General features: G+C 62.7%; 19 protein-coding genes. 6 read left to right on the top strand and 13 right to left on the bottom strand.

Features of this window, described 5'->3' with window-relative positions; all coding sequences use genetic code 11:
- Positions 1–8 precede the first annotated feature (8 nt).
- The 5 genes from HU715_RS05840 to HU715_RS05820 all read right to left on the bottom strand — a co-directional run bounded on the left by HU715_RS05840 (position 9) and on the right by HU715_RS05820 (position 8,301).
- Positions 9–1,478, bottom strand: coding sequence for an efflux transporter outer membrane subunit (locus HU715_RS05840; RefSeq protein ID WP_186706618.1), 1,470 nt, complete (start codon positions 1,476–1,478; stop codon positions 9–11).
- Positions 1,475–1,948, bottom strand: a complete 474-nt coding sequence (locus HU715_RS05835; RefSeq protein ID WP_186706617.1) for a MarR family winged helix-turn-helix transcriptional regulator — start codon at positions 1,946–1,948, stop codon at positions 1,475–1,477. Before HU715_RS05835 ends, HU715_RS05840 begins: the two co-directional genes overlap by 4 nt.
- Positions 1,949–2,180: 232 nt before the next feature.
- Complete coding sequence (locus HU715_RS05830; protein WP_186706616.1) at positions 2,181–5,867, bottom strand: translocation/assembly module TamB domain-containing protein; 3,687 nt, start codon at positions 5,865–5,867, stop codon at positions 2,181–2,183.
- Entirely contained in the window at positions 5,864–7,591 is a 1,728-nt protein-coding gene (locus HU715_RS05825) for an autotransporter assembly complex protein TamA (RefSeq protein WP_437182500.1), read from the bottom strand. Before HU715_RS05825 ends, HU715_RS05830 begins: the two co-directional genes overlap by 4 nt.
- A gap of 65 nt (positions 7,592–7,656) precedes the next feature.
- Positions 7,657–8,301, bottom strand: coding sequence for a GNAT family N-acetyltransferase (locus HU715_RS05820; RefSeq protein WP_186706615.1), 645 nt, complete (start codon positions 8,299–8,301; stop codon positions 7,657–7,659).
- Between the two features lie 177 nt (positions 8,302–8,478).
- Here HU715_RS05820 and xthA point away from each other — a divergent pair, with 177 nt between their 5' ends.
- The 3 genes from xthA to HU715_RS05805 all read left to right on the top strand — a co-directional run bounded on the left by xthA (position 8,479) and on the right by HU715_RS05805 (position 11,658).
- Positions 8,479–9,291: an exodeoxyribonuclease III gene (gene xthA / locus HU715_RS05815; protein ID WP_186706614.1), complete on the top strand. Its 813-nt coding sequence runs from the start codon at positions 8,479–8,481 to the stop codon at positions 9,289–9,291.
- Positions 9,292–9,507: 216 nt separating this feature from the next.
- Positions 9,508–10,842: a substrate-binding domain-containing protein gene (locus HU715_RS05810; protein ID WP_186706613.1), complete on the top strand. Its 1,335-nt coding sequence runs from the start codon at positions 9,508–9,510 to the stop codon at positions 10,840–10,842.
- 474 nt (positions 10,843–11,316) lie between these two features.
- On the top strand, positions 11,317–11,658 hold the full coding sequence (locus HU715_RS05805) for a DUF6124 family protein (protein ID WP_186710887.1): 342 nt from the start codon (positions 11,317–11,319) through the stop codon (positions 11,656–11,658).
- Between the two features lie 336 nt (positions 11,659–11,994).
- Here HU715_RS05805 and HU715_RS05800 read toward each other — a convergent pair whose 3' ends face one another.
- Positions 11,995–13,233, bottom strand: a complete 1,239-nt coding sequence (locus HU715_RS05800; protein WP_186708662.1) for a M20/M25/M40 family metallo-hydrolase — start codon at positions 13,231–13,233, stop codon at positions 11,995–11,997.
- An 85-nt stretch (positions 13,234–13,318) separates the two neighbouring features.
- A complete protein-coding gene (locus HU715_RS05795) occupies positions 13,319–14,404 on the bottom strand; it encodes a diguanylate cyclase (RefSeq protein ID WP_186708661.1) in 1,086 nt (361 codons plus the stop codon).
- A gap of 268 nt (positions 14,405–14,672) precedes the next feature.
- Here HU715_RS05795 and HU715_RS05790 point away from each other — a divergent pair, with 268 nt between their 5' ends.
- From HU715_RS05790 to HU715_RS05780, 3 genes are all read left to right on the top strand, one after another.
- A complete protein-coding gene (locus HU715_RS05790) occupies positions 14,673–15,602 on the top strand; it encodes an alpha/beta fold hydrolase (protein WP_186708660.1) in 930 nt (309 codons plus the stop codon).
- 144 nt (positions 15,603–15,746) lie between these two features.
- Positions 15,747–17,135, top strand: a complete 1,389-nt coding sequence (gene hglS / locus HU715_RS05785) for a 2-oxoadipate dioxygenase/decarboxylase HglS (protein WP_186708652.1) — start codon at positions 15,747–15,749, stop codon at positions 17,133–17,135.
- 298 nt (positions 17,136–17,433) lie between these two features.
- Entirely contained in the window at positions 17,434–17,952 is a 519-nt protein-coding gene (locus tag HU715_RS05780) for an Hcp family type VI secretion system effector (RefSeq protein WP_186708650.1), read from the top strand.
- A gap of 501 nt (positions 17,953–18,453) precedes the next feature.
- On the opposite strand, the gene HU715_RS05775 is transcribed toward HU715_RS05780, so the two are convergent.
- From HU715_RS05775 to HU715_RS05750, 6 genes are all read right to left on the bottom strand, one after another.
- Positions 18,454–18,627: a hypothetical protein gene (locus HU715_RS05775; RefSeq protein ID WP_186708648.1), complete on the bottom strand. Its 174-nt coding sequence runs from the start codon at positions 18,625–18,627 to the stop codon at positions 18,454–18,456.
- Positions 18,628–18,653: 26 nt separating this feature from the next.
- The gene (locus HU715_RS05770; RefSeq protein WP_186708646.1) at positions 18,654–18,896 is read right to left on the bottom strand and encodes a hypothetical protein; all 243 of its coding nucleotides are present in this window, start codon (positions 18,894–18,896) and stop codon (positions 18,654–18,656) included.
- 65 nt (positions 18,897–18,961) lie between these two features.
- Positions 18,962–20,032 (bottom strand): lipocalin-like domain-containing protein, encoded by a 1,071-nt coding sequence (locus HU715_RS05765; protein WP_186708644.1) that lies wholly within the window; start codon positions 20,030–20,032, stop codon positions 18,962–18,964.
- Complete coding sequence (locus HU715_RS05760; protein ID WP_186708665.1) at positions 20,022–22,490, bottom strand: ABC transporter permease; 2,469 nt, start codon at positions 22,488–22,490, stop codon at positions 20,022–20,024. The genes HU715_RS05765 and HU715_RS05760 overlap by 11 nt, the downstream gene beginning before the upstream one ends.
- Positions 22,490–23,158, bottom strand: a complete 669-nt coding sequence (locus HU715_RS05755) for an ABC transporter ATP-binding protein (RefSeq protein ID WP_186708642.1) — start codon at positions 23,156–23,158, stop codon at positions 22,490–22,492. The genes HU715_RS05760 and HU715_RS05755 overlap by 1 nt, the downstream gene beginning before the upstream one ends.
- A 352-nt stretch (positions 23,159–23,510) precedes the next feature.
- A complete protein-coding gene (locus tag HU715_RS05750; RefSeq protein ID WP_186708640.1) occupies positions 23,511–25,208 on the bottom strand; it encodes a sulfatase-like hydrolase/transferase in 1,698 nt (565 codons plus the stop codon).
- Positions 25,209–25,305 lie beyond the last annotated feature (97 nt).

The raw sequence follows: 25,305 nt of genomic DNA, 5'->3' as shown, positions 1-25,305 counted from the left end.
ACCTCGAATCAGTGGGTCGGCGTGGCAGGGGTCGGCGTGGCCGCCGCCAGGGTCTGGGCTTCGAAACCACCGCCCAGGGCCTGCATCAGTTGGATCGACAAATCGATCTGCTCGGCATTCAGGTTCGCCAGTTGGCGCTGGGCCTGAAGCAATTGCTGCTCGATGCTCAGCACGTCCAGGTAATTGCCGATGCCCGAGCCGTAGCGCTGGACCACGGTGTCGTAGGAGTTCTGCGCAATGTCGGTGGCATGTTGTTGGGCACCGATCTGGCGAGCGATGTCACGCAACTGGTTGATGGTGTCGCTGACATCGCCAAGGGCCGTGACCAGGCTCTTGTTGTACTGCGCCACCGCCAGGTCGTAATCGGCGTCCCGGGCATCCAGGTCCGCCCGCAAACGGCCGCCGTCGAAGATCGGCAGCGACACGGTGGGCGCCACGTTGAAGAAACGGCTGGGCGAACCGAACATCGCATCGCCCAGCAACGACTGCACTCCCGCCGCCGCGCTCAGGTTGAGGTTGGGATAGAACTGGGTCTTGCCAGCCTCGATGTTCTTGCTCGCCGCCTCCACCCGCCAGCGCGCCGCGACCAGGTCGGGACGGCGGCCCAGCAGCTCGGCCGGCAGGTTCGACGGCAAGGCGACCACGCTGGCTTGCAGCACGTTCGGCCGGGCGATTTCGTTGCCGCGGTCCGGCCCCTTGCCCAGCAGCACGGCCAGGGCGATCTTGGCGCTCTGCAGGCGTTTCTCGGCGTCGATCAGGGTCGCATCGGCGCTGGCTTCCAGGCTTTCGGTTTGCTGGAACTGATATTCGCTGTCGATCCCGGCGCTGAGACGGCGCTTGCCCAGATCGAGCATTTGCCGGGTGCGCTTGAGGTCCTCGGCGGCCAAGTCATGAATGATGTGGGCCTGGCCCAGATCGCTGTAGGCCCGGGCCACGTCGGCGGCCAGGGTCAGCTGCGCGGCCTGGCGATCGATCTCTGCGGCGCGGGCCTGGCCCAGGGCGGCTTCCCAGGCGGCACGCTGGCCACCCCAGAGGTCGAAATTGTAGTTGAAGTCCACGCTCAGCGAACGCAGGGTGCTGTAGGCCCCGCCCTGCCCTTGCGGGTCCTGGTCACGGGCCAGGCGCGAACGGCTGACGCTGCCGCTGGCATCCAGGGTCGGCAGGCGTGCGGCGTTGGCGGCATAGGCCGCGGCACTGGCCTGGTGGACCCGGGCGCTGGCGACTTGCATGTCCGGGCTGTCGCGCAAGGCTTCACGGATCAGGCCGTCGAGTTGCGGGTCGCCGAGGCTTTTCCACCAATCGTTTTTCGGCCACGCGGCCGGCGACAGCGTGACCCTATTCAACGATTGTCCAGCCTGGAGACTCTTGGCCTCGAGGCTGACGCCTTCGGTCTTCAAGCCACTGTAGCTGGCACAACCGGCGAGGCTCATGGCCAACAGCACCAGGCTCAAGCGGGTACGCAAGGTTTGACGTTTCATTTCTCCCCCAATCGCAACACGGTGATGGGATCACCGGCGGCGAGCAGTATTTTCTTGAGGATGTCTTCGAGGGTTTGCAGCTCCTCGCGGCTGATGGCACCGGCCAATTGATTCATGGCGTCGGCACCAATGAACGGCAGGCGATCGGCGAGGGCCTGGCCAGCTTCGGTCAACACCAATTGCACCTGGCGCCGATCCTCTGCCGAGCGCTGGCGGACCAGGAAACCTTTCTGCTCCAGGCGATCGAGCATGCGCGTCATCGAGCCGCTGTCCAGGGACAGGTAGCGACACAGCTCGACCGGCGTGTCGATGCCGTGCTGGGCCATGATGATCAACACCTTGAACTGCGCGGCGGTGATGCCGACGGGTTCCATGTGGGTGTCGATGATCCGGTCCTTGAGCAGCGCGGCGCGGCCGAGCAGCATGCCGAGGTGGCAATTGTGAAATTCGTCAGGGGTGAAATGCTTCATCCGGGCACCGTTTGCTGCCTAGGCAGTGAATGTATGTCGAAATATTACTGCTTAGGCAGCAAATGTCAAACAAATCGTTAGCGTGCTATTCACCAACAGACGAAACGCAGACAAACCTGTGGGAGCGGGCTTGCTCGCGAATGCGGCGTGTCAGTCAACAAATCGCTAACTGATACACCGCATTCGCGAGCAAGCCCGCTCCCACATTGGACGCTGGGGATTCAGGAAGAGGTTAGAAATCGCGCTTGTAGAAGATATCCAGCGAGCTGGCGACGCCGCTGGCGGCTTCGAGGTAGACCTTCTTGCTGAGCTTGTAGCGCAGGGCGATGGTGTTGGCCGGTTCGAACACGCCGACGCCGTAGCGCAGGCTGAGCTTTTCCGAGAGGTTGCCGCTGGCGACCACGCTGGTGGTATTGCCGCTGCCCTGGGTGTCGAGCTGGAAATCATCGATGCCCAGGTTATTGGCCAGGCTGCTGGTCACCCCCGAACTGCCCATCAACCCCAGGCCCAAGGCGGCCTGGGCGAGCATGTTGTTGTCCTCGCCCGTCGTGCTCAGCGGTCGGCCCAGCACCAGGTAGGACAATGCCTGCTCCTGGCTCATGGCCGGTTCGGAAAAGATTTGCGTGGTCGGTTGCTCGGCGCTGCCGCTCAAGCGAATGCCGGCGACCACATCGTCGGTCTGGCGGATGGCTTCGATGTCCAGGTAGGGCTGGTCGATGGGTCCGGCGAACAGCAGCCGTGCCCGACGCACCGTTAGCCGTTGCCCGTAGGCGCGATAGCGGCCGTCGTTGAGCCACAGTTCACCGCGGGTGTCCATGTTGTCGCCGATGTGCACCTGGCCCTGGACGTTGGCCGTCAGGCCGAAACCCGAGAATGCGAGTTTGTCCTGGCCGACGATCACGTCGATGTCCATCGCCATGGCCAGCGGCGCCTTGCCCTCTTCGGTCTGGTGGCCGACGATCACCGTATCATCCGAGACCTTGACGGTGGACGGTGGCAGTTCGCGAACAGTGATCTCGCCTTTGGGCACCAGGACCTTGCCGGCAATGGAAAGCTGCTCGCCCTGCATCGTGATGTTCAGGTCCGGTGCCACGTCGAGCACCGCATAAGGCTCAACGGTGACCGGCAGTTGCGAGCCCTTGAGGGCCAGGTTCATGGAGAGGGCCTCGCCCCAGCCGATGTTCCCGGTCAGGCTGCCCTGCCCGCGCTTGCCACTTTTCCAGTCGCCGTCGAGCCGTACCGTTTCGCCGGCGATCATCGCCCGCACTTGCAAGGCTTCGAGGCTGACCGGCAGCTCCGGCCCGGAGACTTCTCCGTCGCTGAGCACCAGGTTGCCGTTGACCTGGGGCGCGAGCAAACCACCGGATAATGTCCCGCTGCCGTTCAGGTGACCGGTGAGGGTTTCCACCATCGGCACGAACGGCCGGGCCACGGACAAGTCCAGGCCGGTCAGGCGGAATGAGCCGCTCAAGGGCTTGCTCGCCGGCAGCGGGTTGATTTGCGCCTGGAGCATCAGTTCGCCGAGCCTGGCACCGACGAAATTCAAGTCGGTGTCGATGCGCTTGGGGGTCAGGCGGCTGTTGAGCGTCAGGGTCTGGTACGGGAAGTCCAGCCATCGCGGTTTATCACTCGCCTTATCCCGAATCCGCAAGGTGCCTCCACTGGCATCCACCAGGATGCGGCCATTCGGGCCGCTGGCCGGCAGGTCCAATTGCAGGTCCGCGTTGAGCCGGCCCTGCCAGGCAAAATCCTTGGGCATCCACTGGGCCAGGCTTTCGATGGGGAATTGCTTGAGGTGATAGCGCAGCTTTGGCTCCGGCATCAGCCGTTGGTCTTCACCGCACAGGCTGGCTTCACCGGAACGCCAGCAATGGGCACCGACGTTGAGCGTGCCATCGGCCAGGCGTTCGAGTTTCGCCGGGGCTTGCAGGCGCCAGGCTTGGCCGCCGGCCTGCACCTCGCCGCTGGCCAGGCGCCCGCGCCAACTCCCCTGGTCGAGGGCGCCGTCGAGTGCCAGGGTCGTGTCGAGCTGCGGCCCCTGCAAATCCAGGTTCAGTGATTGCCGCTTGATGTCGCCCTGCCCGCTGACGGTCAGCACGCCTAACGACGTTTCGCCGGCGCGGATGCCACTGGCCTTGAGGTCGAGCTTGCCGCGCTGGGCGCTGTCGAGGGTCGCATCGAGGTTCAGGCTTTGCAGGCGATTGTCCTGCAACGCCAACTGCGTGCCTTGCAGGCCGAGCTTGCCTTGGGGCGCCTTGAGCGTGCCGGCCATGTCGACCCGGCCGACCACTTGGCCGCGCAGTTGCGGCCAGAGCTGGGCCAGGCGCGAGAGCTTGATGTCGATCTGGCCGGTGAGTTTCTGTTGCAGGCTGGCGCTGCCGTTGATGCGGTTGTCCCCCAGGCGGATATCCAGCGCGCTGAGGTTCCACTGCTCGCCGGCACCGCTGGCCTTGGCCTGGAATTGCGCCGGTTGGCCGCGCAGCTTGCCCTTGAGGTCCAGGTCCGCGTCGAGGTCGAGGCGGTCGTTCTTCATCGCCCCTTTGCTGCGCAACGGCCCGGCCAGGGTCCCGGGCAGTTCGCCCAGCCAGTACGCCGGGTTGATGGCCGACAGTTGCAGCGCCGTGTCCCAGCCAATGCCGTCGGCAAATTGCAGGCTCAGGTGCCCTTCGGCCTTGCCCTGCCCCGCGGCGAGCTTGAGCTGTGGCAGATGAATTTGCGTCAGGTCGCCGCTGAAGGGGCTGTCCAGGCTGAAGGCTCCGGCCGGTCCGTCCAGGGCGGCTTGGAAGTTGCCGAGGTATTTACCGTCGGTGTACGAGACTTCGCCGTTGAAGCTGCGCAAGGTCACCTGCGGCTCGTCGATCAGCGGATAAAGGCGATGCCAGGGGAAATCCAGCCAGGCGACTTTCGCCTCGGCGCTCAGGCCTTCGCGCCAGTCCAACTGCCCGTTGAGCTTCAGGCTTTGCTGATCGCCAGCGTCCAGGTCCAAACCGGCGATGTGTGCGCCATTGGCATCCACGGTGCCTTGTAGCAGCAACGCCACCGGTCCTTTCTCGGCCGGCAGGGTCGCCTTACCGAGCAGTTGGTAGCCGTTTTTCAGATCGCCTGCGCCGGTCAATTCCAGCTGGTTGAGCAACAAGGTGTCGGGCAGATCGCCGCTGGCCTTGAAGCCGTCGGCGGTGATGCGCACCTTGGCGGGCAGGTTGTCCGCCAACGGTTGCAGCTCACCGGTCAACTGGCCTTGCAGGTAGCCGCTGCTGTCGGCCTTGAGGTTGAGGGTCTTGAGCAGGTTGCCGTCGACTTTCAGGTCCAGGGCCCAGGGCGCCGCACCTGGCGCCGGCAAGGTCAATCGGCCTTCGGCGTTCAATGGCCAGTCGCCGCCCGGCTTCAACAAGCCGGACAGCTGCAGGCCCAGCGCGTCGCGCTGTAATTGCACCGAATCGATCCGCAGGCCCTCGGCGGTCCAATGGGCAACCAATTGCAAGCCCTTGAGCTGCTCGCTGCCGTTGAACGACAGGCTGCCGACTTGCACATCGCCCAGTTCGATCGCGAGCGGCAAGTCCAGGTCCGGCAAGCTGATCGGGCCGCTGCTTGGCTCATCGGCCGAGGCTGGCAATTGCAACGCGATCTGGTCGGCCTTGAGCTGCTCGATGCACAGGGTCATGCGCACCAGGCACAGCGGCGACCAGGCGAATATCAGCCGATCCACCTCCACCCGACTGTCGCCCTGCTGCCACAGCAGCCGATCGGCGCTCCACTGCCCGCCCAGCCGGCCCTGGAAATTTTCCACGCTCAGCCCAGGCACCAGGCCAAGGGCCCAGCGGCTGCCAAAGGCCGTGCCCAGCGCCACGCTCAAGGCCAGCACGAGCGCCAGCAATACCCCGGCGAGCGCCAGCAGCGTTTTCTTCAAACCACGCGTCACAGCTCAGGCCCCATGGAAAAGTGCAATCGAATGCCGCCCTCGTCGTCCATCGCATGGGCCAGGTCCAGGCGGATCGGCCCCACCGGCGACACCCAACGCACGCCAACACCCACGCCGGTCTTCAGGCTCGGCAGCTCCAGGCTATTAAAGGAGTTGCCCTGGTCGATGAACGTCGCCACCCGCCATTTTTCCGCGATGGAATATTGATACTCCAGGCTGCCGGCGACCATGTAGCGACCACCGATACGATCGCCCTCGGAGTTCTCCGGAGACAGGCTCTGGTAGTCGTAACCGCGCACGCTCTGGTCGCCACCGGCGAAGAAGCGCAGGGACGGCGGAATGGATTTATAGCCATTGGTGGCGCTCCCGCCGATCTGCGCCCGAGCCAGCAGCCGATGCTTGTCGAACACGGTGGTCAGGCCCTTGACCATGGCGGTGCCGTATAACAGGTTGTTGTCCGAACCCAGGCCTTCCTTGGCGACCTTGGTGTCGAACTGCAAACGGTAGCCGTTGTGCGGGTCGATGCGGTTGTCGCTGCGCAGGTAGGAATAACTCACGCCGGGCATCAACAACGTGCTCAGGCCCGCATCGTCGCCGAGGCGGTACTCCTCGCGCTGCCACTTGAGCGACACCACCCGCTGCCAGCCACTGGGCAACTTGCTGTGCCATTCCGGGCCCACGGTGAGCAGTTTGCTGAGGCTGTCGGTGCCGGCCAGTTCTTCATATTGATAACCGCCGGCGTAGCGCATCTTGTCGGTCAGCGGCGGGTCCAGCGGCACGTCGTACCACAGGCCGACGTTCTGCCGGGGCGCCGACACTTCCGCTTCCCAGCCATAACTGTGGCCCTGGGGGTTGACCCAGTGACGCGTCCAGTTGGCTTTGGCCCGGGGACCGACGTCGGTGGAAAAGCCCAGGCCCAGGCCCATGGTGCGCGGCTTGCGCGTGTCGAGCTTGACCGCCACCGGAATCACGTTATCGGTGGCAGCGGTGGGCGCGGCATCGACGCGCACGCCTTCGAAATAACCGCTCGATTGCAGGGCCTGGTTGAGTTCTGCGATGAGTTCGGAATCGTACGCCGTGCCGGCCTTGAACGGCACCATGCGTTGCAGCAAGTCTTCGTCGAACGGCGTGTCGCCCTCGAAGCTGACCGGACCCAAGGCATAACGCGGGCCGCTGTCGTAGACCAGCTCGATGTCGGCGAGGCCCGCCTGAGGGTCTACCAGGAGTTTCTGCTGGGTAAAGCGCCCACTGAAATAGCCATAGCGCGAGGCCTGGTTCTGGATGACCCGCTTGGCGTCTTCGTAGCGACCATGGTTGAGCACCGCGCCGGGTTTCAGGCCGGCGTTGCCGGGTACGCGAAAAGCCTTGAGCGAAGCCGCCGGGCCATCGATGCGCACAGTGACATTGCGCAAGTGCACCGGCTCGCCGGGGTCGATGGTCAGCACCAGGCGCGGGTCCTTGCCGCCCTTGACCTCACTGTCGATCTGCGGCTGGTAGTAGCCCAGCGCCTGGGCGGCCTTGCGCGCCTGTTCCTCGGCGCCGCGACTGAAGCGCAGCAAGGCCTCCTCGTCACGATCACCCAAGCCACCAACGTAGCCTTCCACGTTGGCCTTGAGTTCGTCGTTGGACGGCTGGACGCGTACTTCCAATTCACTTTTTGCCAGGGCCGCGCAGCTGAGGGACAGCAAGAGCGCACCACTGATCATTCTTCCTGAGCGGTTCATGGCGCGGATGCTATCACGAGCGTAGGTGCCTGATAGAGCCGGACATTTCCTAAAAGTTCGCCCGACTATGCCGTTGCGCTTTGCAGAACCTGCGGGTTGGCGTGGAAGAACACATGCTCGCGGATCGGTCCTACCGCCACTTCCCCGATTTCCTCGTAACCTTGACGTTTATAAAACTCCAGGTAACGCGGGTTGCCGGTGTCCAGCACCACGCCCCGGGAATGTTCGTCCACCGCACACCAGTTATGCACCGCCGTGAGCAACTGTTCGCCGAAATGCTTGCCCTGGAACTGTGGGTGCACCCCCAGCAGCGGCAGTACATGGACCGCATCGGACGGCAGGCAGGCCAGCACCGCTGCGTGATAGTCCAAGTAGCGCCTTGTGCAACGAAAACCAGTGCTCAAGACCATGCGCAGGCGCCAGGCCCAGCTTTCAGTGATGCCCAGGCGCCGCTGTGGCGGGGCGATCAGGGCGATGCCGATCAGGCGGTCGTTGACCAGCAGGCCGATGGCCGGCAGGTCCTGGAGAAAATGCTGCTTGACCAGCTCACGCACCGTGGCCCGTACCCGCTGTTCATAACCGGGACGCTCGGATTCGAACAGGTAGCTGAAGGTCGGCTCATGGCGATAGGCCTGGTACAGCAACGAACGGGCTTCACGGGAATAACCACTGTCGAGCATATGGACGTCGGCGATGGCGGTTTCAGGCATGGCGTTGGATCTCCTGGGGCGAGGCTCGGTAAGGCCCTGCTCTTATTGAGTACGAGCTCGATAGGATCGTGATCGTTCCTACGTGCAAAGGACATTAGCAGCGCATTTGTCCTACTGCCACGCTAGCTCCCTTCCCACATGTCAGCTAGCATCGCAGTTTTGCCAGGACAGCCGACCATGAAGATCGTCTCCTTCAACATCAACGGGCTGCGCGCCCGCCCCCATCAGCTGGCGGCGCTGATCGAGAAGCATCAGCCGGATGTGATCGGGCTGCAGGAAACCAAGGTCCACGACGAACAGTTTCCCCTGGCCGAAGTGCAGGCCCTGGGCTACCACGTGCATTACCACGGGCAAAAAGGCCACTACGGCGTCGCCCTGCTCTCCCGCCAGGCGCCGCTGAGCCTGTACAAAGGCTTCGAAGGTGACGACGAAGACGCCCAGCGGCGCTTCATCTGGGGCACCTTCGCCGATGCCAATGGCGTGCCGGTGACCATCATGAACGGTTATTTCCCACAGGGTGAAAGCCGCGACCACCCGACCAAATTCCCGGCCAAGGAACGTTTCTACAGCGATCTGCAGCATCTGCTGGAAAGCCGCTTCAGCAACGACCAGCCGGTGGTGGTAATGGGTGACGTGAACATTTCCCCGGAAGACTGCGACATCGGCATCGGCCCGGACAACATGAAGCGCTGGCTGAAGACCGGCAAATGCAGCTTCCTGCCGGAAGAGCGCGAATGGATGGCCCGCCTGAAGAACTGGGGCCTGGTGGACAGCTTCCGCCACCTGAACCCGGACGTCACCGACCGTTTCAGCTGGTTCGACTACCGCAGCCGCGGTTTCGAGGACGAGCCCAAGCGCGGCCTGCGCATCGACCTGATCCTCACCTCCCACGGCCTGCTGCCACGGGTCAAGGATGCCGGCGTGGACTACGAGCTGCGGGGCATGGAAAAACCCTCGGACCATGCGCCGATCTGGTTGCAGTTGGGCTAAGTCCGAAGCATCCACATCCCCCTGTGGGAGCGGGCTTGCTCGCGAAGGCGTCGGCACATTCAACATTTATGTCGATTGACACACCGCTTTCGCGAGCAAGCCCGCTCCCACAGGAGATTTGTGGTGAGTCGGGCTAACAGGTAGCACCCCTGTCACCTTTCAGTAACCTGACTGACTTAATCTTCCGGCACTTCCTCGGGTTCAGCAGGTGCCGGCATGCGGCTGTGTGTTGTCTTTTTCATGGGCCTCTGGCTGCCGTTCGTGGCATGGGCCGGCAATTTGCCCATTCCCGAACACGGCCCAGCCTTGCGCCTGCAGGGTTCCAATACGATCGGTGCGGCGCTGGGACCGGCGCTGGTCAGGGGATTGATGGAGGACCAGGGGCTACTCAGGGTCAGCAGCGAAATCACAGGGCGCGACAATGAGCAGCGCATCGTCGGCCAGACCGCCGATGGCCGGCGGGTGCAGGTCGATATCGCGGCCCACGGCTCCAGCACCGGCTTTGCTGCCCTCAAACAGGCCAGCACCGACCTGGCGGCATCCTCCCGGCCGATCAAGGACAGCGAACTGAAGGACTTGTCGTCCCTGGGCGACCTGAAAAGTCCTGCCGCCGAACAAGTCATCGCCATCGATGGCCTGGCGATCATCCTTCATCCCCACAACCCACTGCGCCAACTCGATACCGTACAGCTGGCTCGAATATTCAGCGGCGAGGCAAAAACCTGGGAAGCCGTCGGCGGCACGGGCGGGCCGATTCATCTGTACGCCCGGGATGAGCAGTCCGGCACCTACGACACCTTCAAGGAACTGGTCCTTAGCCGACAGGGAAAACGGCTGGATCCTACAGCGCGACGCTTCGAGTCCAGCGAACAGTTGTCCGACGCGGTCAGCCAGGACCCGCAAGGCATCGGTTTCATCGGTTTGCCCTACGTGCGCCAGGCCAAGGCGCTGGCCATTGTCGACGGCGCATCCCAGCCCATGCTGCCGCTTAACCACCTGATCGCCACCGAGGACTACCCGCTTTCCCGGCGCCTGTTCTTCTATCTGCCACCCTGGGGCACCAACCCCTGGGCCGAAGCGTTGGTGGCGTTTACCCAAAGCGACAAAGGCCAGGCCATCGTCGCCGCCAACGGTTTCATCGCCCAGACCGTCCAAGCCATGGCCGTCGCACCGAATGCACTGATGCCCGAGGGCTACCAGGCCCTGAGCCGCCATGCCCAACGCTTGACCGTGAATTTTCGCTTCGAAGAAGGCAGCGCCAGCCTGGACAACAAGGCCCACCAGGACCTGGGGCGCGTGCTCGACTATATAAAGCAGCATGGAAAAGCCGACCGACGCGTGACCCTGGTGGGCTTTGGCGACGCCAAGGACGACCCGGCCCGGGCCGACCTGTTGTCCAAACTGCGGGCCATGGCGGTGCGACGGGAACTGGTCAAATACGGCGTGGCGCTACGGGAAGTGCGAGGGTTCGGGGCCTTGATGCCAGTGGCGGCCAACAGCGAGGATGAAGGACGGGTCAGGAATCGGCGGGTGGAGGTTTGGGTTTACTAGCAACGACGCCATCAAACGCCTAACCCGCTTTTGTGGCGAGGGAGCTTGCTCCCGCTGGGTGGCGCAGCCGCCCCAAGCATTGTGTGTCGAACCAAAAACTTGGGCCTGCTACGCAGTCCAGCGGGAGCAAGCTCCCTCGCCACAAAAGCTTTATGTTTATCGCATTAATCTCGGCGTAAGACCGAACGACCTCACCTTGCGCCATTGCCTACAACTACGCCAGAATCCGCCGGCTTGTGCGCCTTGAGGGCGGGCTTTACTGTTTCCGGGTCGCTGAAAATCAGCGATCGGGTTTGGTAGCCCGGGTAAAACTAAGGCGCACAGCTCCGGCATATTTACTATGGCGGCTGTGCGCGGGGCGCCCTTGTGGCGCGCTGGGTTTGCCTTGGTACCCGGTCTACCAACCTGCGTATAGCCGCCACCTAATGTTTGGTAGCAAAAGGTTGCGGCTCCCATTACCAAGGAGTTTCATCCATGTTCAAACCAACACCAAACCCACCGGATACCGATCCAACATCAAAAGCGTTCGACAAAGCCGCCGACCGCATCCTCGACTACTATCTCAAGCCCAAACCCAGCAAACCCGAGGCAGATGAAGGCCAACTCTTCACGGTCGCCAACGGTGTCGACACCGAAACCCTGCTCGCCAACCTCAGCGAAAACCTGGCCTCGGCCAACGCCATGCTCAACGACCTGGCCTTCGACCTGGAAGGCTCAAGGCGCCACATTGCCCTGGGCATCCACCAATTGATCGAATTGAGTGGACAGCTGGCAGACCGAGCGCTGGACAACGTCGAAGCCCGTCCCTCGACATAGCGCATCCCCCCGTGGCGAGGGAGCTTGCTCCCGCTGGGTCGCGAAGCAGCCCCAAGCATTGTGTGTTGAACCAAAAAACTTGGGCCTGCTGCGCCCGAGGCGTCGGACCGGTCCAGCGGGAGCAAGCTCCCTCGCCACGAAAGCCTTGTGTTTATCGTATTACCATCGATGTAGGAGCCAACCACCGAGTCTTGCAGCACATTCCCTTGCTCGCGAAGGCGGTGTGTCAGTCAACATGTGATCGACAGACAGATCGCTTTCGCGAGCAAGCTCGCTCCCACAGGGTTTCGAGGTGTTCACCCTATGCTCGGTTAGCACCCCGAACGACACAGCGCATCAGCGCCCCGCCAACTCCATGATCATCCGCGACAACAGATAAATCCTTGGCACCACGCTCTCGACTTCGGCGTACTCCTCCGGCGTGTGGATATTGCCACCCACGATGCCAAACCCATCCAGCGTCGGCGTACCGACCCCGGCTGACAGACTGGCGTCCGCCGCGCCGCCACTGCCTTCTTCGGTCAGTTTGCGCCCCAGTTCGCCATAGATGCCCTGGGCCATGGCCATCAATCGGTCCGACTCCGCCGTCTGCGGCATCGGCGGCAGGCCGCGCTTGAGGCTGGTGGTGACTTCGGTATCGGCGATCAGCTTGTCCTGTGAAACACGGGCCAGGTCTTTTTCGATACGGTCGAATTCTTCCGGTACCGCCGCGCGTACATCGGCCTTGGCGCTCGCCTGGTCGGGGATCACGTTGGTCCGGTCACCGGCCTTGAGTACCGTGAAGTTGATGGTGGTTTTCTTTTCCGCGTCGCCGAGCTTGCCCAATTGCAGAATCTGGTGCGCGGCTTCCATCGCCGCATTGCGCCCCAGTTCCGGCGCGACACCGGCGTGGGACGCCTTGCCCTTGACCTCCACCAGCGCCGTGGCACTGCCCTTGCGCCACACCACCAGGCCGTCGGCCGGGCGACCCGGCTCGAGGTTGAGGGTCACGTCGTGGGCCTTGGCGGTTTTCTTGATCAGGTCGGTGGCCACGTCCGAGCCGGTTTCCTCGCTGGCGTCGAGCAGGAAGGTGATTTGCGCGTAATTCTTGAAATCGAGATTCTTGAGCACTTTCAAGGCGTAGATCCCGGCGACGATGCCGCCCTTGTCATCCATCACCCCCGGCCCGTAGGCGCGGCCATCCTTGATGTGGAACGGGCGTTCGGCGGCCGAGCCCTCCTTGAACACCGTGTCCATGTGGGCCATCAGCAGGATTTTTGCTTTACCGGTGCCCTTGAGGGTCGCCAGGATGTGCTGGCTACCGTCCGAATTCGGCACCTTCTCGATGGTAGCGCCCAACTTTTCCAGTTCGTCGATGGCAATGTCACCGACCTGGGTCAGCCCTGGCACATAGCCGGAGCCGGAGTCGATATTCACCAGCCGCTCCAGCAGTTTCAGGGCCTCGCCCTGGTACTGCTGCGCATCGGTCAGGATTTGTTGATGGGGTTGCGCGAAGGCCATGGGGGTGAAGGCGCCAAGGGCCAGGCTCAGGCCGAGGCTGACGGCCAGGCGGGAGCGAACAGCGGTCATCGTCATGATTTCATCCTTGTTCCGTATCGAAAGAGTGCCATAGGCACCCTACCCGACAATGAACCAAGGCTCTAGACAGCAGGTGGCCATCTCAAAGGGAAACGGCCGACGTTTCCAGCACCGGCCGATGCCGGTGGCAAGTGACCCGGTTGCGCCCGCTGGTCTTGGCTTCATACAACGCCTGGTCTGCATCGTTGAGCCAAAGCGTTGCGTCGCCATACGCCGGGTTGAACACCGCCAGGCCAATACTCAGGCTCACTTTAAGCGCCGGATCCTGCTCGTAGCCGAGGGTCGCGAAGCGCTCACGCAAACCATCCATCGCCTGCACAGCGTTATGCAGGGTCAGGTCCGGCAAGACCACGCAAAACTCGTCGCCACCATAACGCCCGACAATGTCGGCGGCGCGCAGGTTCTGCCTGAGCAGCTTGCCGAGCCGGCGCAGCACGACGTCGCCGGCGCCGTGGCCATAGGTGTCATTGATGGCTTTGAAATGGTCGATGTCGATCAGCGCAATCGCGCCATGGGCCGTCCCGTCCGCTGGATGGCGCCCGCAACGCTGGAACTCCTCGTTGAGGCGATCTTTCCAGGCGCCATGGTTGAGCAACCCGGTCAGGCTGTCGGTACGACTCAGGGCCAGCAACTCACGTTTCTGCCGCCCCAGGGTGTAGGCCTGGCGAAAGCAGATCCAACCCAGTGCCATCGGATACAGGCACAGCAGCGGCAGACAAGCATAGATCTGCGTCGGGCTGGTCATGGGCACGCCGGTCAACGGGAAGATCACCATGCCCACGGCGATGCCCGCCACTTGGGCCACAACCCCGACGAGCAGGAAACGCAGACCACCGATGGCGACGTTGTTCATCGCCATCATCGCCAGCGTGACGGCCGTGGGCAACGGGTTGAATTGCATCGCCACGACCCAGAAGCCGCCGAGAAAGGCATCGATCAACAAGTTACGGTGTTCGGCGTGGTACGGCACCGCGCATCGGCGAGCCCACCCATAGGACAGGTGCGGCCAGAGCAGGCCGTTGAACAGCATGAGGCCCCAGACCCAGGGCGGCGGATCGAGGGGATAGAGCGCGGCGCTGACCAGCAGCAACCCCAGCGTCAGGCCCAGGATGCGCGATACGTAGAGCCTCCTGGCCAACGACAGTCCCTTTTTTCCCGTCTTTTGCATAGACGCCTCTGCACCGCGGGTTTCCCGAATCATCGGGATGGGCTTGCCTGGAGTCTATCAGGGCGGCATCAAATAGCCACCACTGAATGCAGGGGTATTTTCTTCGTCAAAATGCGGGGCTCTGCTCGGATTTTGGCTATATATGACAAGGAAGTCCGTGACACCTCGCAAAGCAGGTTCCTGGGCAACGATGTTCCCGGGTTAAGCTTCACTGAACACCGCCTGATCCGTTTGATTACATTCTGTCGCAGCCCATGGAGGGCAAAACATGCTGGTGTTGTTCGTGGTTATTGCTGTACTTATCGCCTGGAGTTGGTTGACCTATCCCGGCATTGGCCATGTGATCTACGACATGAGCATGGCCTTGGAAGCACGCCTTTACCGGTTGCGCAAAATCACCGTGCCCATCAGTGAAATGACCGTGTCGACCTGGCAGGGCGGGCCTTATGAAGCGTCCGCCAGCATCCTGATGCTGCACGGCTACAGCGGCGACAAGAATCTCTGGCTGCGGGTTGCCCGACATTTTGTTGGTGATTACCGAGTGGTGATCCCCGACCTCCCCGGCCATGGCGAAACCGGCTTCAAGGCCGGCGGCGGCTACGACATCCCGACCCAGGCCCGGCGAATCATCGAATTGCTCGACGCCTGCGGCCTGGACAAGGTCCATGTGATCGGCAATTCCATGGGTGGGCATCTCGCCGCGTGGCTGGCAGCCACTTCGCCTGACCGCGTGCTGACCCTGGCGCTGCTCAATCCGGCCGGTGTCACCTCCCCCCAGCCCAGCGACATGGACCGCCAATTGGCCGCCGGTCATAACCCGTCCCTCGTGCATTCGCGGGAGGAGTTCATGCCGTTCTACGCAATGACCATGGCCTCGCCGCCCTGGGTACCCGGCATGGTCATGGCCGCGGTGGCCGAGCGTTATGTACAGCAACGCGAAGAACTGGCGGAGATCTACACCGACTTTCGCGCCAGCCCGCCAATGGAGCCCCACTTGGCCGCCATTCGTGCCCCTTCGCTGCTGCTCTGGGGTCGCCAGGACCGGGTGATCGACGTCAGCAGCGTACCCGCATGGAGCAAGGGCATCGCGGACTTGCGTGTGGAAATCTGGGACGGGATCGGCCACCTGCCCATGATCGAACAACCAGGGAAAACCGCGGCGCTGTACCGTGACTTTCTCAAGGGATTGGGGCAGTGATCATGATGCAAGCAACGCCCGGTGGTGAACCGGTGGGTCAGTCCCTGGCAGAATGAAGTCCTGAAGATTCTTCGTTTGCCGGGACCGGCGAAGGCTGCGATCTTTCGTCCAACTTTCCCACAGCCCTCGCCAGGAATTCCCACGATGAGCTTCGTCAGCCCCGACCTGATCCGCCAACGCTTCTCCAAAGCGATGTCCGACATGTACCGCGACGAGGTGCCGTTGTATGGCGCACTGATGGAGCTGGTGGAAGCCACCAACGCCCAGGTCCTGAGCGAACAGCCGGAACTGGCCGCCCACCTGCGCAACACGGGCGAACTCGAGCGCCTGGACCTGGAACGCCACGGCGCGATCCGCGTCGGCACCGCCGCCGAGCTGGCGACCCTGGGGCGACTGTTCGCGGTCATGGGCATGCAGCCGGTGGGCTACTACGACCTCACGCCAGCCGGTGTACCGGTGCATTCCACCGCGTTTCGCGCCGTGCATGAAAGCGCCTTGCAGGTCAGCCCGTTCCGGGTGTTTACCTCGCTGCTGCGCCTGGAACTGATCGAGAATGCCGAGCTTCGGGCCTTTGCCGAATCGGTGCTGGCCAAACGGCAGATCTTCACCCCCGGCGCCCTTGAGCTCATTGACCTGGCCGAACGCCAGGGCGGCCTGAGCGAAACCCAAGCCGAGGACTTTGTCCTACAGGCCCTGGAAACCTTTCGCTGGCACCACAGCGCCACCGTCACCGCCGAACAGTATCGGCAACTGAGCGGCCAGCATCGCCTGATCGCCGACGTGGTGGCGTTCAAGGGCCCGCACATCAACCACCTGACGCCGCGCACCCTGGACATCGACATCGTCCAGGCGCGGATGCCCGTGCATGGCATCACCCCCAAGGCCGTGATCGAAGGCCCACCCCGTCGCCAATGCCCGATCCTGCTGCGCCAGACCAGTTTCAAGGCGCTCGATGAGCCCGTTGCCTTCACCGACCAGCCCCAGACCCGGACCCAGCCCCAAGGCAGCCATAGCGCCCGCTTCGGCGAAATCGAACAACGCGGCGCCGCGCTCACACCCAAAGGCCGTGCGCTTTATGACCAATTGCTGAACGCCGCGCGCGATGCGCTGGGGGAATTCCCCAACGAAGCCAACGCCGGGCGCTACAACGTGCTGATGGCCGAACACTTCGGCGCATTCCCGGATAACCACGATGAGCTGCGCCAACAGGCGTTGGCGTATTTCCGTTATGTCCCGACGCCCAAGGGCCTCGCCGCCAAGGGCACCCTCGAGGCAGCGACCACCCTGGAACACTTGCTCGAACAGCAATACCTGCGGGCCGAGCCCTTGGTGTACGAAGACTTCCTACCCGTCAGCGCCGCCGGCATCTTCCAGTCGAACCTCGGCGACGCCGCCCAAAGCCATTACGCCGGGCAATCCAACCGCCAGGCTTTCGAGGCGGCGCTGGGGCGAGGGACCATCGACGAGTTGGGGCTGTATGCCCAGACGCAACAGCGCTCCATCGATGAGTGCAGGGCTGCGTTGGGCGTCTAGGAACATGCTGAAGGATCAAATGGCAAGAAGTTGCCTGACAGGCGCGCAGTATGGCGCGCCTTCCTTGGTGATTCTGCTTGGGTAGCACGGCGTCCGGGTGGGCCGCGAATATCTGCGATGTACTGGGCAAGGGTTTGTGCGTTTTGTTGCTTGCCTGAAGGGAGCAGTTGCCTTACATCAAATCAACTTATTGATATATATAGTTTTTTTGAAAGTGGCACAGCTCTTGATAACCGTCAGGCCACCTCGGGGCGATTCCCGTCCCAGGCCCTTAGTTATCCAGGAAGGAGAGCATCCCTTGGCTACCCCCGCATATATGGCCATCGTCGGCAGCAAACAAGGCCTGATTACCTCCGGTGCGTTTACCGCCGACTCGGTGGGCAATACCTATCAGGAAGGTCACGAAGACCAGATCATGGTGCAGGGATTCCAGCACCAAGTGATCATCCCGCGCGACGCTCAATCCGGCCAGCCAACCGGCCAGCGCATACACAAACCCTTGGTCATCACCAAGGTGTTCGACAAAGCCTCACCGCTGTTGCTGGCCGCCCTGACCAGCGGTGAGCTCATGGAAGAGGTTTCGATCCAATGGTTCCGCACTTCGAAGCTAGGCGCTCAGGAGCACTACTTCACGACCACGTTGTACGACGCGATCATCGTGGAAATCAAGGACTACATGTTCAACTGCCAGGACCCGGCGAACGCGCACTTCACCCATCTGGAAGACGTGCATTTCACGTACCGCAAAATCACTTGGACCCACGAAGTCAGTGGCACTTCGGGTTCCGATGACTGGCGTTCACCCATAGTCGGCTAATGTTCGAGCGCAACCACTCACGCATGGGCCACCGCTGTTGGCCAATGTGCAAACAAATAATTGAAAGTCATTGATTCAGGACGGTGTTCGCCCAGTGCGACGGCCTCGGCAATCCATGCACTGGTAAAGAGCCTGACACTGGGCGAACGGGGACAATAATAATGGAACTTTCAGACTATGTCCGGGAGACTGTTTAAATAATTGTTTATCTTTGATCGTAACTGCCGCCGATTGATCATGACTCGCACAGTTACATTGTGACCGAACCGCGGAACCTGTGGCGAGGGAGCTTGCTCCCGCTCGGGCGCGCAGCGGCCGCTTTTGGGGCTGCCTCGCATCCCAGCGGGAGCAAGCTCCCTCGCCACAGTATTGAATGGCAACTCCTGCACTAGCCGTACAACCGGTTATACAAGACATGGACAAATACAAAAAAGTTATCCATGAATAAAAATTAAACAACCATTAAAAACTCTTTTTTAATACCCGTCGGCATGACGCACTTCATCCACGCCGTCCGGTTTTTTGCGCATCGGTATCCCCCGCATCAGGGTCACCGTGTTGCTGTTTGCGCTTGGCCGGGTCATTGGGCCGCAAGGCATCGTTATCGCGTTCCACTTCGCCGGGCAATGCTGGCGCGTCCGGGTTGGGCCGGGTTTGATCGGGGCTGTGGTTCATGGCGAACTCCTGGGGTCATTCGGGATTCAGGCATCGGGGTCGGCGACTTCTTCGGCGACATTGGCATCCGGGGAGCGCTGGTGCAGTTGCTCGGCCTGGGTCTTCAAATCCTGCCAGCGTGCCAGATCGATGGCGCCGCGGCCGAACAGGTCATTGGCCACCTGCATCAACTCAGTGAAATGAGCATCGGGGGACTGCTGCCGGTAGGCCTTGTCGTCGAACAGTCGCTGCCAATCGGCCAGCGACGCAAGCTTGAGGTCATCGCCCATGACGGACTCCTGCGAGACATTCATTGGTTATGAGGGTCGGCGTTCGCGGGGAGTTCCAGTGATTTTCAGTAGCCGGTCATTTCCAGGTATCCCGTGCCGCCCTGGTTGCCACTCAGACGCACCGGGCCTTCCCAATAGGGAATGCGCAAGTCCATCCAGGCCTTGGGATTGAGTGCCTGGGTGATGATGTCGAGTTGCTTGCCGGGGATCTTGATGGCCCAGCGTACCGGCATCGAGCGCCCGGCGACCTTGGCCGTGTCCAATGGCGCGAGACTGATCTCCTCGGCGCGCAGGGTTTGCGCCCGGCCCTGGGCATCGATCCAGGTGCCCGTGAGGTAAGGCGCGCCGTGCTTGTGGCGCATGCGATAGAGCATCAGGTGCTGGCCATTGTCCAGATGCAGGGAGAACCAGTCCCAGCCGGTCTGGTTGGCGGTCAGGGGCTGGCTGCTCCATTCGCGATCGAGCCAGGCCGGGCCACTGACCGTGTAGCGCTGGCCGTCGATTTCCAGTTCACCGTCGGCCTGGAAAAACGGCTGGCTGTAGTAGTACGACGCCTGGCCCTGTTCGGATTTCTGGCTGAAACCTTGATCGCCCTGCAACACCAACGGACGGTTCGACGTCAGCCGTAAGGCATAGCTGAAGCGTCGGTCGCGAGCCTTCAATTGCATGTCCGCCAACGGCTCGGCCGCTGAGGCCTGGGTGCCGAATTGCCAGTCGTCGATCCAGGCCTCGAAGGGCTGCACTTGCACCCCGGCCTGCCCCACCCCACCTCGCGCATAACGCTCGGCGGCATAGTGCACGCTGTCGGAAGTGACCGCCGCATGACCGAGCCAGATTGCCTGGTTGCGCCAACCGCTGGCTTGGGGTGCGGCATCCAAGGCGCTGCGAAACAGCGTCCATTGCACGCCGAACTCCCGGCCTTGGGAATCCTTGAGGTTGGCGGTGACGTACCACCATTCGATGCGAAAACCGTCATGCATACCGTGGTCGGCCGGGAAACTGAACACCCGCCCAGGCACGACCGGCGTGAACGCGACAGCCTGGTCACCGAGGCCGGCGAAGCCCTTTTGCGTCGGCGCCGAGTCATCACAGCCGCTGAGCAACGCCAGCAGCAACAGGCCGGCTTTAATCTTCATGGGCAAAGGTCCTCAGCAAATCCGCCGGCTGCGAGCGGTACAACGCATACAGCGGCCAGGCCGATGCCAGGAGCGTGGCGAGCATCGCCAGGGCCAGCAGTTGCGCCAACTGCAATGGGAACACCCGCAACGGCAGGCGCCAGCCGAAAGCCTGCACATTGATCACCGCGTCCAGGCACCAGGCCAGGGCAATGCCCAGCGGCAAGGCCAGGACCAGGGTCAGCAGCGCCAGTAGCCAGGTCTGGCCGAGGTTGAGCAACATCAACTGCCGACGCGTCACCCCCAGCGCCCACAGCGGCGCCAACTGGCCGAGACGACTCTGGCTCTGGGTCAGCAGGCTGATGAACAACGCCACCCCGGCTACCGCCAGGGTCAGGCTGTTGAGGGCGGCGGTGGCGGCGAAGGTACGTTCGAACACCTGGGTCGACCAGCCCTTGAGCCGGGCCTGGTCGACGATGCGGCTGTCATCCAGGCCGAACCGGTCCTGCAATGCCGTCACCAGCGCCGGAATCGCCGGCGGTTCAATGCGCAAGTTGAAACGGTTCGGCGTCAGGTTCGGCCAGTGCGCCAGCAAGTGCTCGACGTTGACCAGCACATGGCCCTTGGGATTGCCATAGTCGGCGTAGATGCCGACGATGCGTAGTGCCCAAGGTCCCTGCGGCGTCGGCAAGGTCAACTGATCGCCGATCCTCACCTTGAGGCGTCGGGCCAGTTGTTCGCTGAGCATGAGGGTGTCGGCGGCGGCCAACTGCTCCCACGGCTTGTCGCCGGACGATTCCAGCAGCGGCCAATGCTGGCGATAGTGAGGGTGATCGAGGATGCCGTGGATATCCGTCGGCCAGCCCTGCAACGGGAGCGAGACTTGCCAGAGGGGCACAACGGCAGTGATCGCTGGTTGCTGCTTGAGCCAGGTATGCAGTTCTTCGGCCTGGGCCGGGGTTTGCGGGTTGATATACAACTCGGCGCTCAGCCGTTGTTCGAGCCAGTTGCTGAACGTCTGGCGAAAGCCGGCGGTCATGCTGCCGGCGCCGATGTTCGCCGCCAATGCCAACAGCAGGGCCATCAGCGCGAGGCTCAGGGTCGGCAGTTGTTGGCGACAATCGGCGAGAAACCATTGCCCGAGCACCGAGCGGCTGCGGCGCAACAACCACGTCAGCATGCCGCTGAGCAACACCGGCAAGGCCAGCGCCGCGCCCAGCAACAAGGCGGTCATCAGGACAAAACCGCTGACCAGGCTGTCGCCCCAGACCAACGCCGATGCGGCAATCAACGCCGCCACCGTCGCCACCCAACCCTGGCGTCGCAGCCAACGCCCATGGGCTTGATGCCAGGCTTGGGAATTGGCCAGCGCCAGCAAGGGCAGGCGCGCCGCCCGCAACAGGCTGTCGGCGCCGGCCAGCAGCGCGCCAAGCAAGCTCAGGCCGACACCGCTGAGCCACCACGCCGGGCTGAGGTTCAAGTGCCCGGCCACCTCGGCGCCGTACAAACCCCGCAGGCTCGCCGCGACATCGGGCAATAACAGGCTCGCCAGCCAATAGCCGCTGAGCACCCCGGCGATCCCACCGAGCAAGGCCAACCCGCCCAGCTCAACCACCAGGCTGGTGACCAGTACCCGCGCACTGACGCCACAGGCCCGCAGGGTTCGCAACAGACTGCGGCGCTGTTCGAGCGCCAGGCCGATGGCCGCGTGAACGATGAACAGCCCCACCACGAAGGATAAAATGCCCAGGGCGTCGAGGTTCAGGTGGAAACTTTCGGTCAGGCGCGAGAGGTTGTTTTCTTCATCGGCGCGCTTGAATTGCAGTCGATCGCCGAACGCCTCCGGCAGCGCGGCGCTGAACGTCGCGGGCAACAGCAGCCGCGACAGCTGGTCCGGCATTCCGAGTACCGCTTGGGCAAACCCGATGTCCATCAACAGCATGCCCGGCGCCATGTCCATTTGGACATGCAGCGGCGGCAGGGGTCGTCCATCGGCGGTTTGGGGCTGGTCGCCCTCACCCAGCCCCAGGGCCTGCAAAGTCTGCGGGGCGATCCAGGTACGACCGGGACTGGTAAAGAACTCCACCACCTCGCCCATCTCCCGCGCCTGTCCCGCCAACGCCGCACCGGGCGGCATCGACACCGGGTCGATGCCCATCAGTTGCAGACGCTGGTCCTCGTGCCCCTTGAGCACCACCCGGGCCTGCAACACCGGCGACACCGGCCAGCCCTGGCGCCGCAAATCGACAAACCATTGTTGAGGGAAGGTGCCGCCGCCGGGTGCAGTGAGGCTGGCCTGGGGTTCGCCGCCGATCAGTTGGCTGGCGCGGGCGTAGCTGTCCCGGGCCTGACTGTTCAGCGCTTGCACGCCGGTGAGCAGGCTGGTGGCGAGCCAGAGGCCAGTCAACACGCTGAAGAACTGCACCGGGTGCTGGCGCCAATGGCTGAGCAGGGCCTTGAGGGCCTGGCGGAAAATCATCACCCCTGGGCCACCTGCGCCAACCGTCCGCCATGCAATACCACGCGTTGGGCCAGGCGAGCCGCTACCCGGGGACTGTGGGTCACCATCAACAGGCTGGTGGGGCTGCCCTCCAGCAGTTCCAGCAACAGTTGCAGCACTTCGTCACTGGTGGCTTCGTCGAGGCTGCCGGTGGGTTCGTCAGCCAGCAACAAGGGCGGTCGAGAAGCCAGCGCCCGACCCAGCGCCACCCGTTGCTGCTGGCCGCCGGAAAGCTGCTCGGGGTAACGCCGCAGCAACCCTGAAAGCCCGAGCCGCTGCACCAGATGGGCTTGCCAGGCCGCGTCATAGCGACCGCACAAGCGGGCCTGGAACGCCAGGTTATCTTCCACCGACAAGCTGCTGATGAGGTTGAACTGCTGGAACACCAGGCCGATTTCCGTGCGCCGCCAATTCGCCAGCTGGCTTTCACTCATGCCGTCGAGTCGATATTCGCCACTGCGAATGCTCCCGCGATCGACCTTGTCCAGCCCGGCAACCAAATGCAGCAAGGTACTCTTGCCGCTGCCAGATTCCCCCATCAGCGCCAGGCTGCTGCCGGGCATCAGGGTCAGGTCGACACCCTGCAGCACCGGCAACGGGCCTTGGGGCGTGGGGTAGCTTTTGAACACTTGGCGGACTTCCAGCATGGGCAGCCTCGACGGGTGGGCGTGAGGCTCAGGATAGCGGAGGTTGGGCGCACTCAACACCTCCCACCCACTCACCCACCGCCATCGCGAGCAGGCTCGCTCCCACAGGGCTTACCGTTGATCAATCCGTGGCGTGATGGCTGGGTCGCTTTTGTGGCGAGGGAGCTTGCTCCCGCTTGAGTGCGCAGCGCTCATCGCTTTTTTGGGGCCGCTGCGCGACCCAGCGGGAGCAAGCTCCCTCGCCACAGGGTCGTGCAAGACCTTGTGGGTATCCAACATCATCGCAAACTGACCCTCCGACATCGCGAGCAGGCTCGCTCCCACAAAGAGCCCAGCGCATGGGGGCCTTCAATCAATGCCCCGCCGCCATTTCGGCCTGGCCAGGCTGCGGCGTCACGATATGGTCCAGGTCAATATGCTTCCAAGCCGGTTTCGCCCCCAACCGCGCGTTGAAACGATAGTTGAACGTAAACTCATCCTCCGTCGGCTGGCTCAACGACCTGCCATAAACCGATTCAACCCCAACCGGGTCATACCCCATCAACTGCAACAGCGTCGGAAAGATGTTGTAGTGACTCGAACGATCCTTGTTCCGCGCCCAGGCGCCACGCCAATCAAGACTATCCAACTGACGGCCCTGGATCACCACCAACGGCACCAACCCCTCTTCGGGCATCGGGTCGCCACCACAATGAGTGTTGAGCCCAGGATTGCCACGCTCGTGCAGATCCTGGCCATGATCGGAGGTGTAAATCAGCACCGCTCGGCTCAAATCGGCCTGCTGGAAGACTCGCTTGAAGAACTCGCCAACATTCCACAGCAAGGTGTTCTGGTACGCGTTGCGGTACAGCAACCAGTCATCTTTCTGCCCATCGAAGCCGTCGCGGCTGCCGGTATCGGCCACTTCCTGGAACTGCCCGCGCGGCAAGGTCGGGCGGTAGTTCATGAAGTCGTCGGGGTATTTGTCGTGTACCGGAAAATGCGCCCCCACCTTGTTGATCACCACCAGTTCAGCCTGGTGATCGTCCAGCAGTTCGATCAACTTCGCCGCCGCCGCCATGTCGCGGTCGCGCACGCTGGTCTGGTCGAATTGGACGAACTCATCGATGTCCTGTTTTTCCAGTTCGGTCATCAGGTTCTGCAAGTTGCCGCCGGTGCGCTGGGCGTCGATGTAGACGGTACGCAAGCCGGCCTTTTTGGCGTACTGCCAGATCGACGGCCGAGTGCTGTTGATGCGTATGTAGTCGGTCCGCGTCCCCCCGTAGCGCAAGGTGACATTGGTATCGGCGCTGCAGTTGGCAATGGACGCCGCGTAGCCGAAATTGAACATATCCACGCCCTCGGGCGGCGTTTTCAGGCCGCTGCGCACGCCAAACGGCGTGTTGATATCCAGGTAATTGCCGCCGACGCTTTCATCGATGATCAGCACTATGTCCTGTTCGATCAAGGATGATCGCCGCGTTAGGGTGACCGGCTCCCGGGGACCGATCGTGCTGTGCAAGGACTCATAGGCAAGGAGATTCAAATAGGCCAACGGCGTGTACATCACCGGCAGGCCGCGCGCACCTTCGCCCGCCCGCACGAACAACACGCCACTGAGCAACATCACCCCCAGCACGGGCGCGACCACAGGCAGATAACCGGGCACTCGCAGCGTTCGTCGAGGTTTGAGAGCGATGCCGAACAACAGTAACAAGCCCCCGATCACCGCGTTGATGATCACCTCGCGGTACTGATAGGCCGCCTCCTGGATAAAGCCTCCCGAGTACACCAGCGAAACGAACTGGCTGTAGGTCAGGTAACTGTCCGTGACTCGGGTGTACACCTCGAAAAACACCGCCGAAACAAACAACGCCAAGGCAAACACATGCCTCACCAACGTCTGGCGAATGTAGGCGCTCATCCACAGCGCCAGCACCAACACCACGAACATGGCGCCGAACAGCACGGTCGCCAAGCCCAGGCCCAACGCGTCGAGACGCTCGAGGTAAGCGTCGTACCCCTTGAGCAGGTACAAAAACAGCAGCAATTCCTTGAGGTAGCGGGTCATGTTTTCCTCGCCCGGATCGCGGTGTCGAAAGCGCTTCGTTCCTGCACGTTAGCAGCCGATTTGCAAAGCGCAAGAAACGTCCCCCACAACACGCGTC

The sequence above is a fragment of the Pseudomonas zanjanensis genome, assembly GCF_014268745.2.
Lineage (GTDB): Bacteria > Pseudomonadota > Gammaproteobacteria > Pseudomonadales > Pseudomonadaceae > Aquipseudomonas > Aquipseudomonas zanjanensis.
This window is presented reverse-complemented; position numbering and strand designations above follow the sequence as displayed.

Excerpts from the sequence above, each read along its gene's own strand:
- HU715_RS05760 (WP_186708665.1), bottom strand. The coding sequence starts at position 22,490 with ATGATTTTCCGCCAGGCCCTCAAGGCCCTGCTCAGCCATTGGCGCCAG.
- HU715_RS05810 (WP_186706613.1), top strand. The coding sequence starts at position 9,508 with ATGCGGCTGTGTGTTGTCTTTTTCATGGGCCTCTGGCTGCCGTTCGTG.
- HU715_RS05835 (WP_186706617.1), bottom strand. The coding sequence starts at position 1,948 with ATGAAGCATTTCACCCCTGACGAATTTCACAATTGCCACCTCGGCATG.
- HU715_RS05800 (WP_186708662.1), bottom strand. The coding sequence starts at position 13,233 with ATGACGATGACCGCTGTTCGCTCCCGCCTGGCCGTCAGCCTCGGCCTG.
- HU715_RS05790 (WP_186708660.1), top strand. The coding sequence starts at position 14,673 with ATGCTGGTGTTGTTCGTGGTTATTGCTGTACTTATCGCCTGGAGTTGG.
- HU715_RS05765 (WP_186708644.1), bottom strand. The coding sequence starts at position 20,032 with ATGAAGATTAAAGCCGGCCTGTTGCTGCTGGCGTTGCTCAGCGGCTGT.
- HU715_RS05805 (WP_186710887.1), top strand. The coding sequence starts at position 11,317 with ATGTTCAAACCAACACCAAACCCACCGGATACCGATCCAACATCAAAA.
- HU715_RS05775 (WP_186708648.1), bottom strand. The coding sequence starts at position 18,627 with ATGAACCACAGCCCCGATCAAACCCGGCCCAACCCGGACGCGCCAGCA.
- hglS (WP_186708652.1), top strand. The coding sequence starts at position 15,747 with ATGAGCTTCGTCAGCCCCGACCTGATCCGCCAACGCTTCTCCAAAGCG.
- HU715_RS05795 (WP_186708661.1), bottom strand. The coding sequence starts at position 14,404 with ATGCAAAAGACGGGAAAAAAGGGACTGTCGTTGGCCAGGAGGCTCTAC.
- HU715_RS05755 (WP_186708642.1), bottom strand. The coding sequence starts at position 23,158 with ATGCTGGAAGTCCGCCAAGTGTTCAAAAGCTACCCCACGCCCCAAGGC.
- HU715_RS05770 (WP_186708646.1), bottom strand. The coding sequence starts at position 18,896 with ATGGGCGATGACCTCAAGCTTGCGTCGCTGGCCGATTGGCAGCGACTG.
- HU715_RS05840 (WP_186706618.1), bottom strand. The coding sequence starts at position 1,478 with ATGAAACGTCAAACCTTGCGTACCCGCTTGAGCCTGGTGCTGTTGGCC.
- HU715_RS05825 (WP_437182500.1), bottom strand. The coding sequence starts at position 7,591 with ATGAACCGCTCAGGAAGAATGATCAGTGGTGCGCTCTTGCTGTCCCTC.
- HU715_RS05750 (WP_186708640.1), bottom strand. The coding sequence starts at position 25,208 with ATGACCCGCTACCTCAAGGAATTGCTGCTGTTTTTGTACCTGCTCAAG.
- xthA (WP_186706614.1), top strand. The coding sequence starts at position 8,479 with ATGAAGATCGTCTCCTTCAACATCAACGGGCTGCGCGCCCGCCCCCAT.
- HU715_RS05820 (WP_186706615.1), bottom strand. The coding sequence starts at position 8,301 with ATGCCTGAAACCGCCATCGCCGACGTCCATATGCTCGACAGTGGTTAT.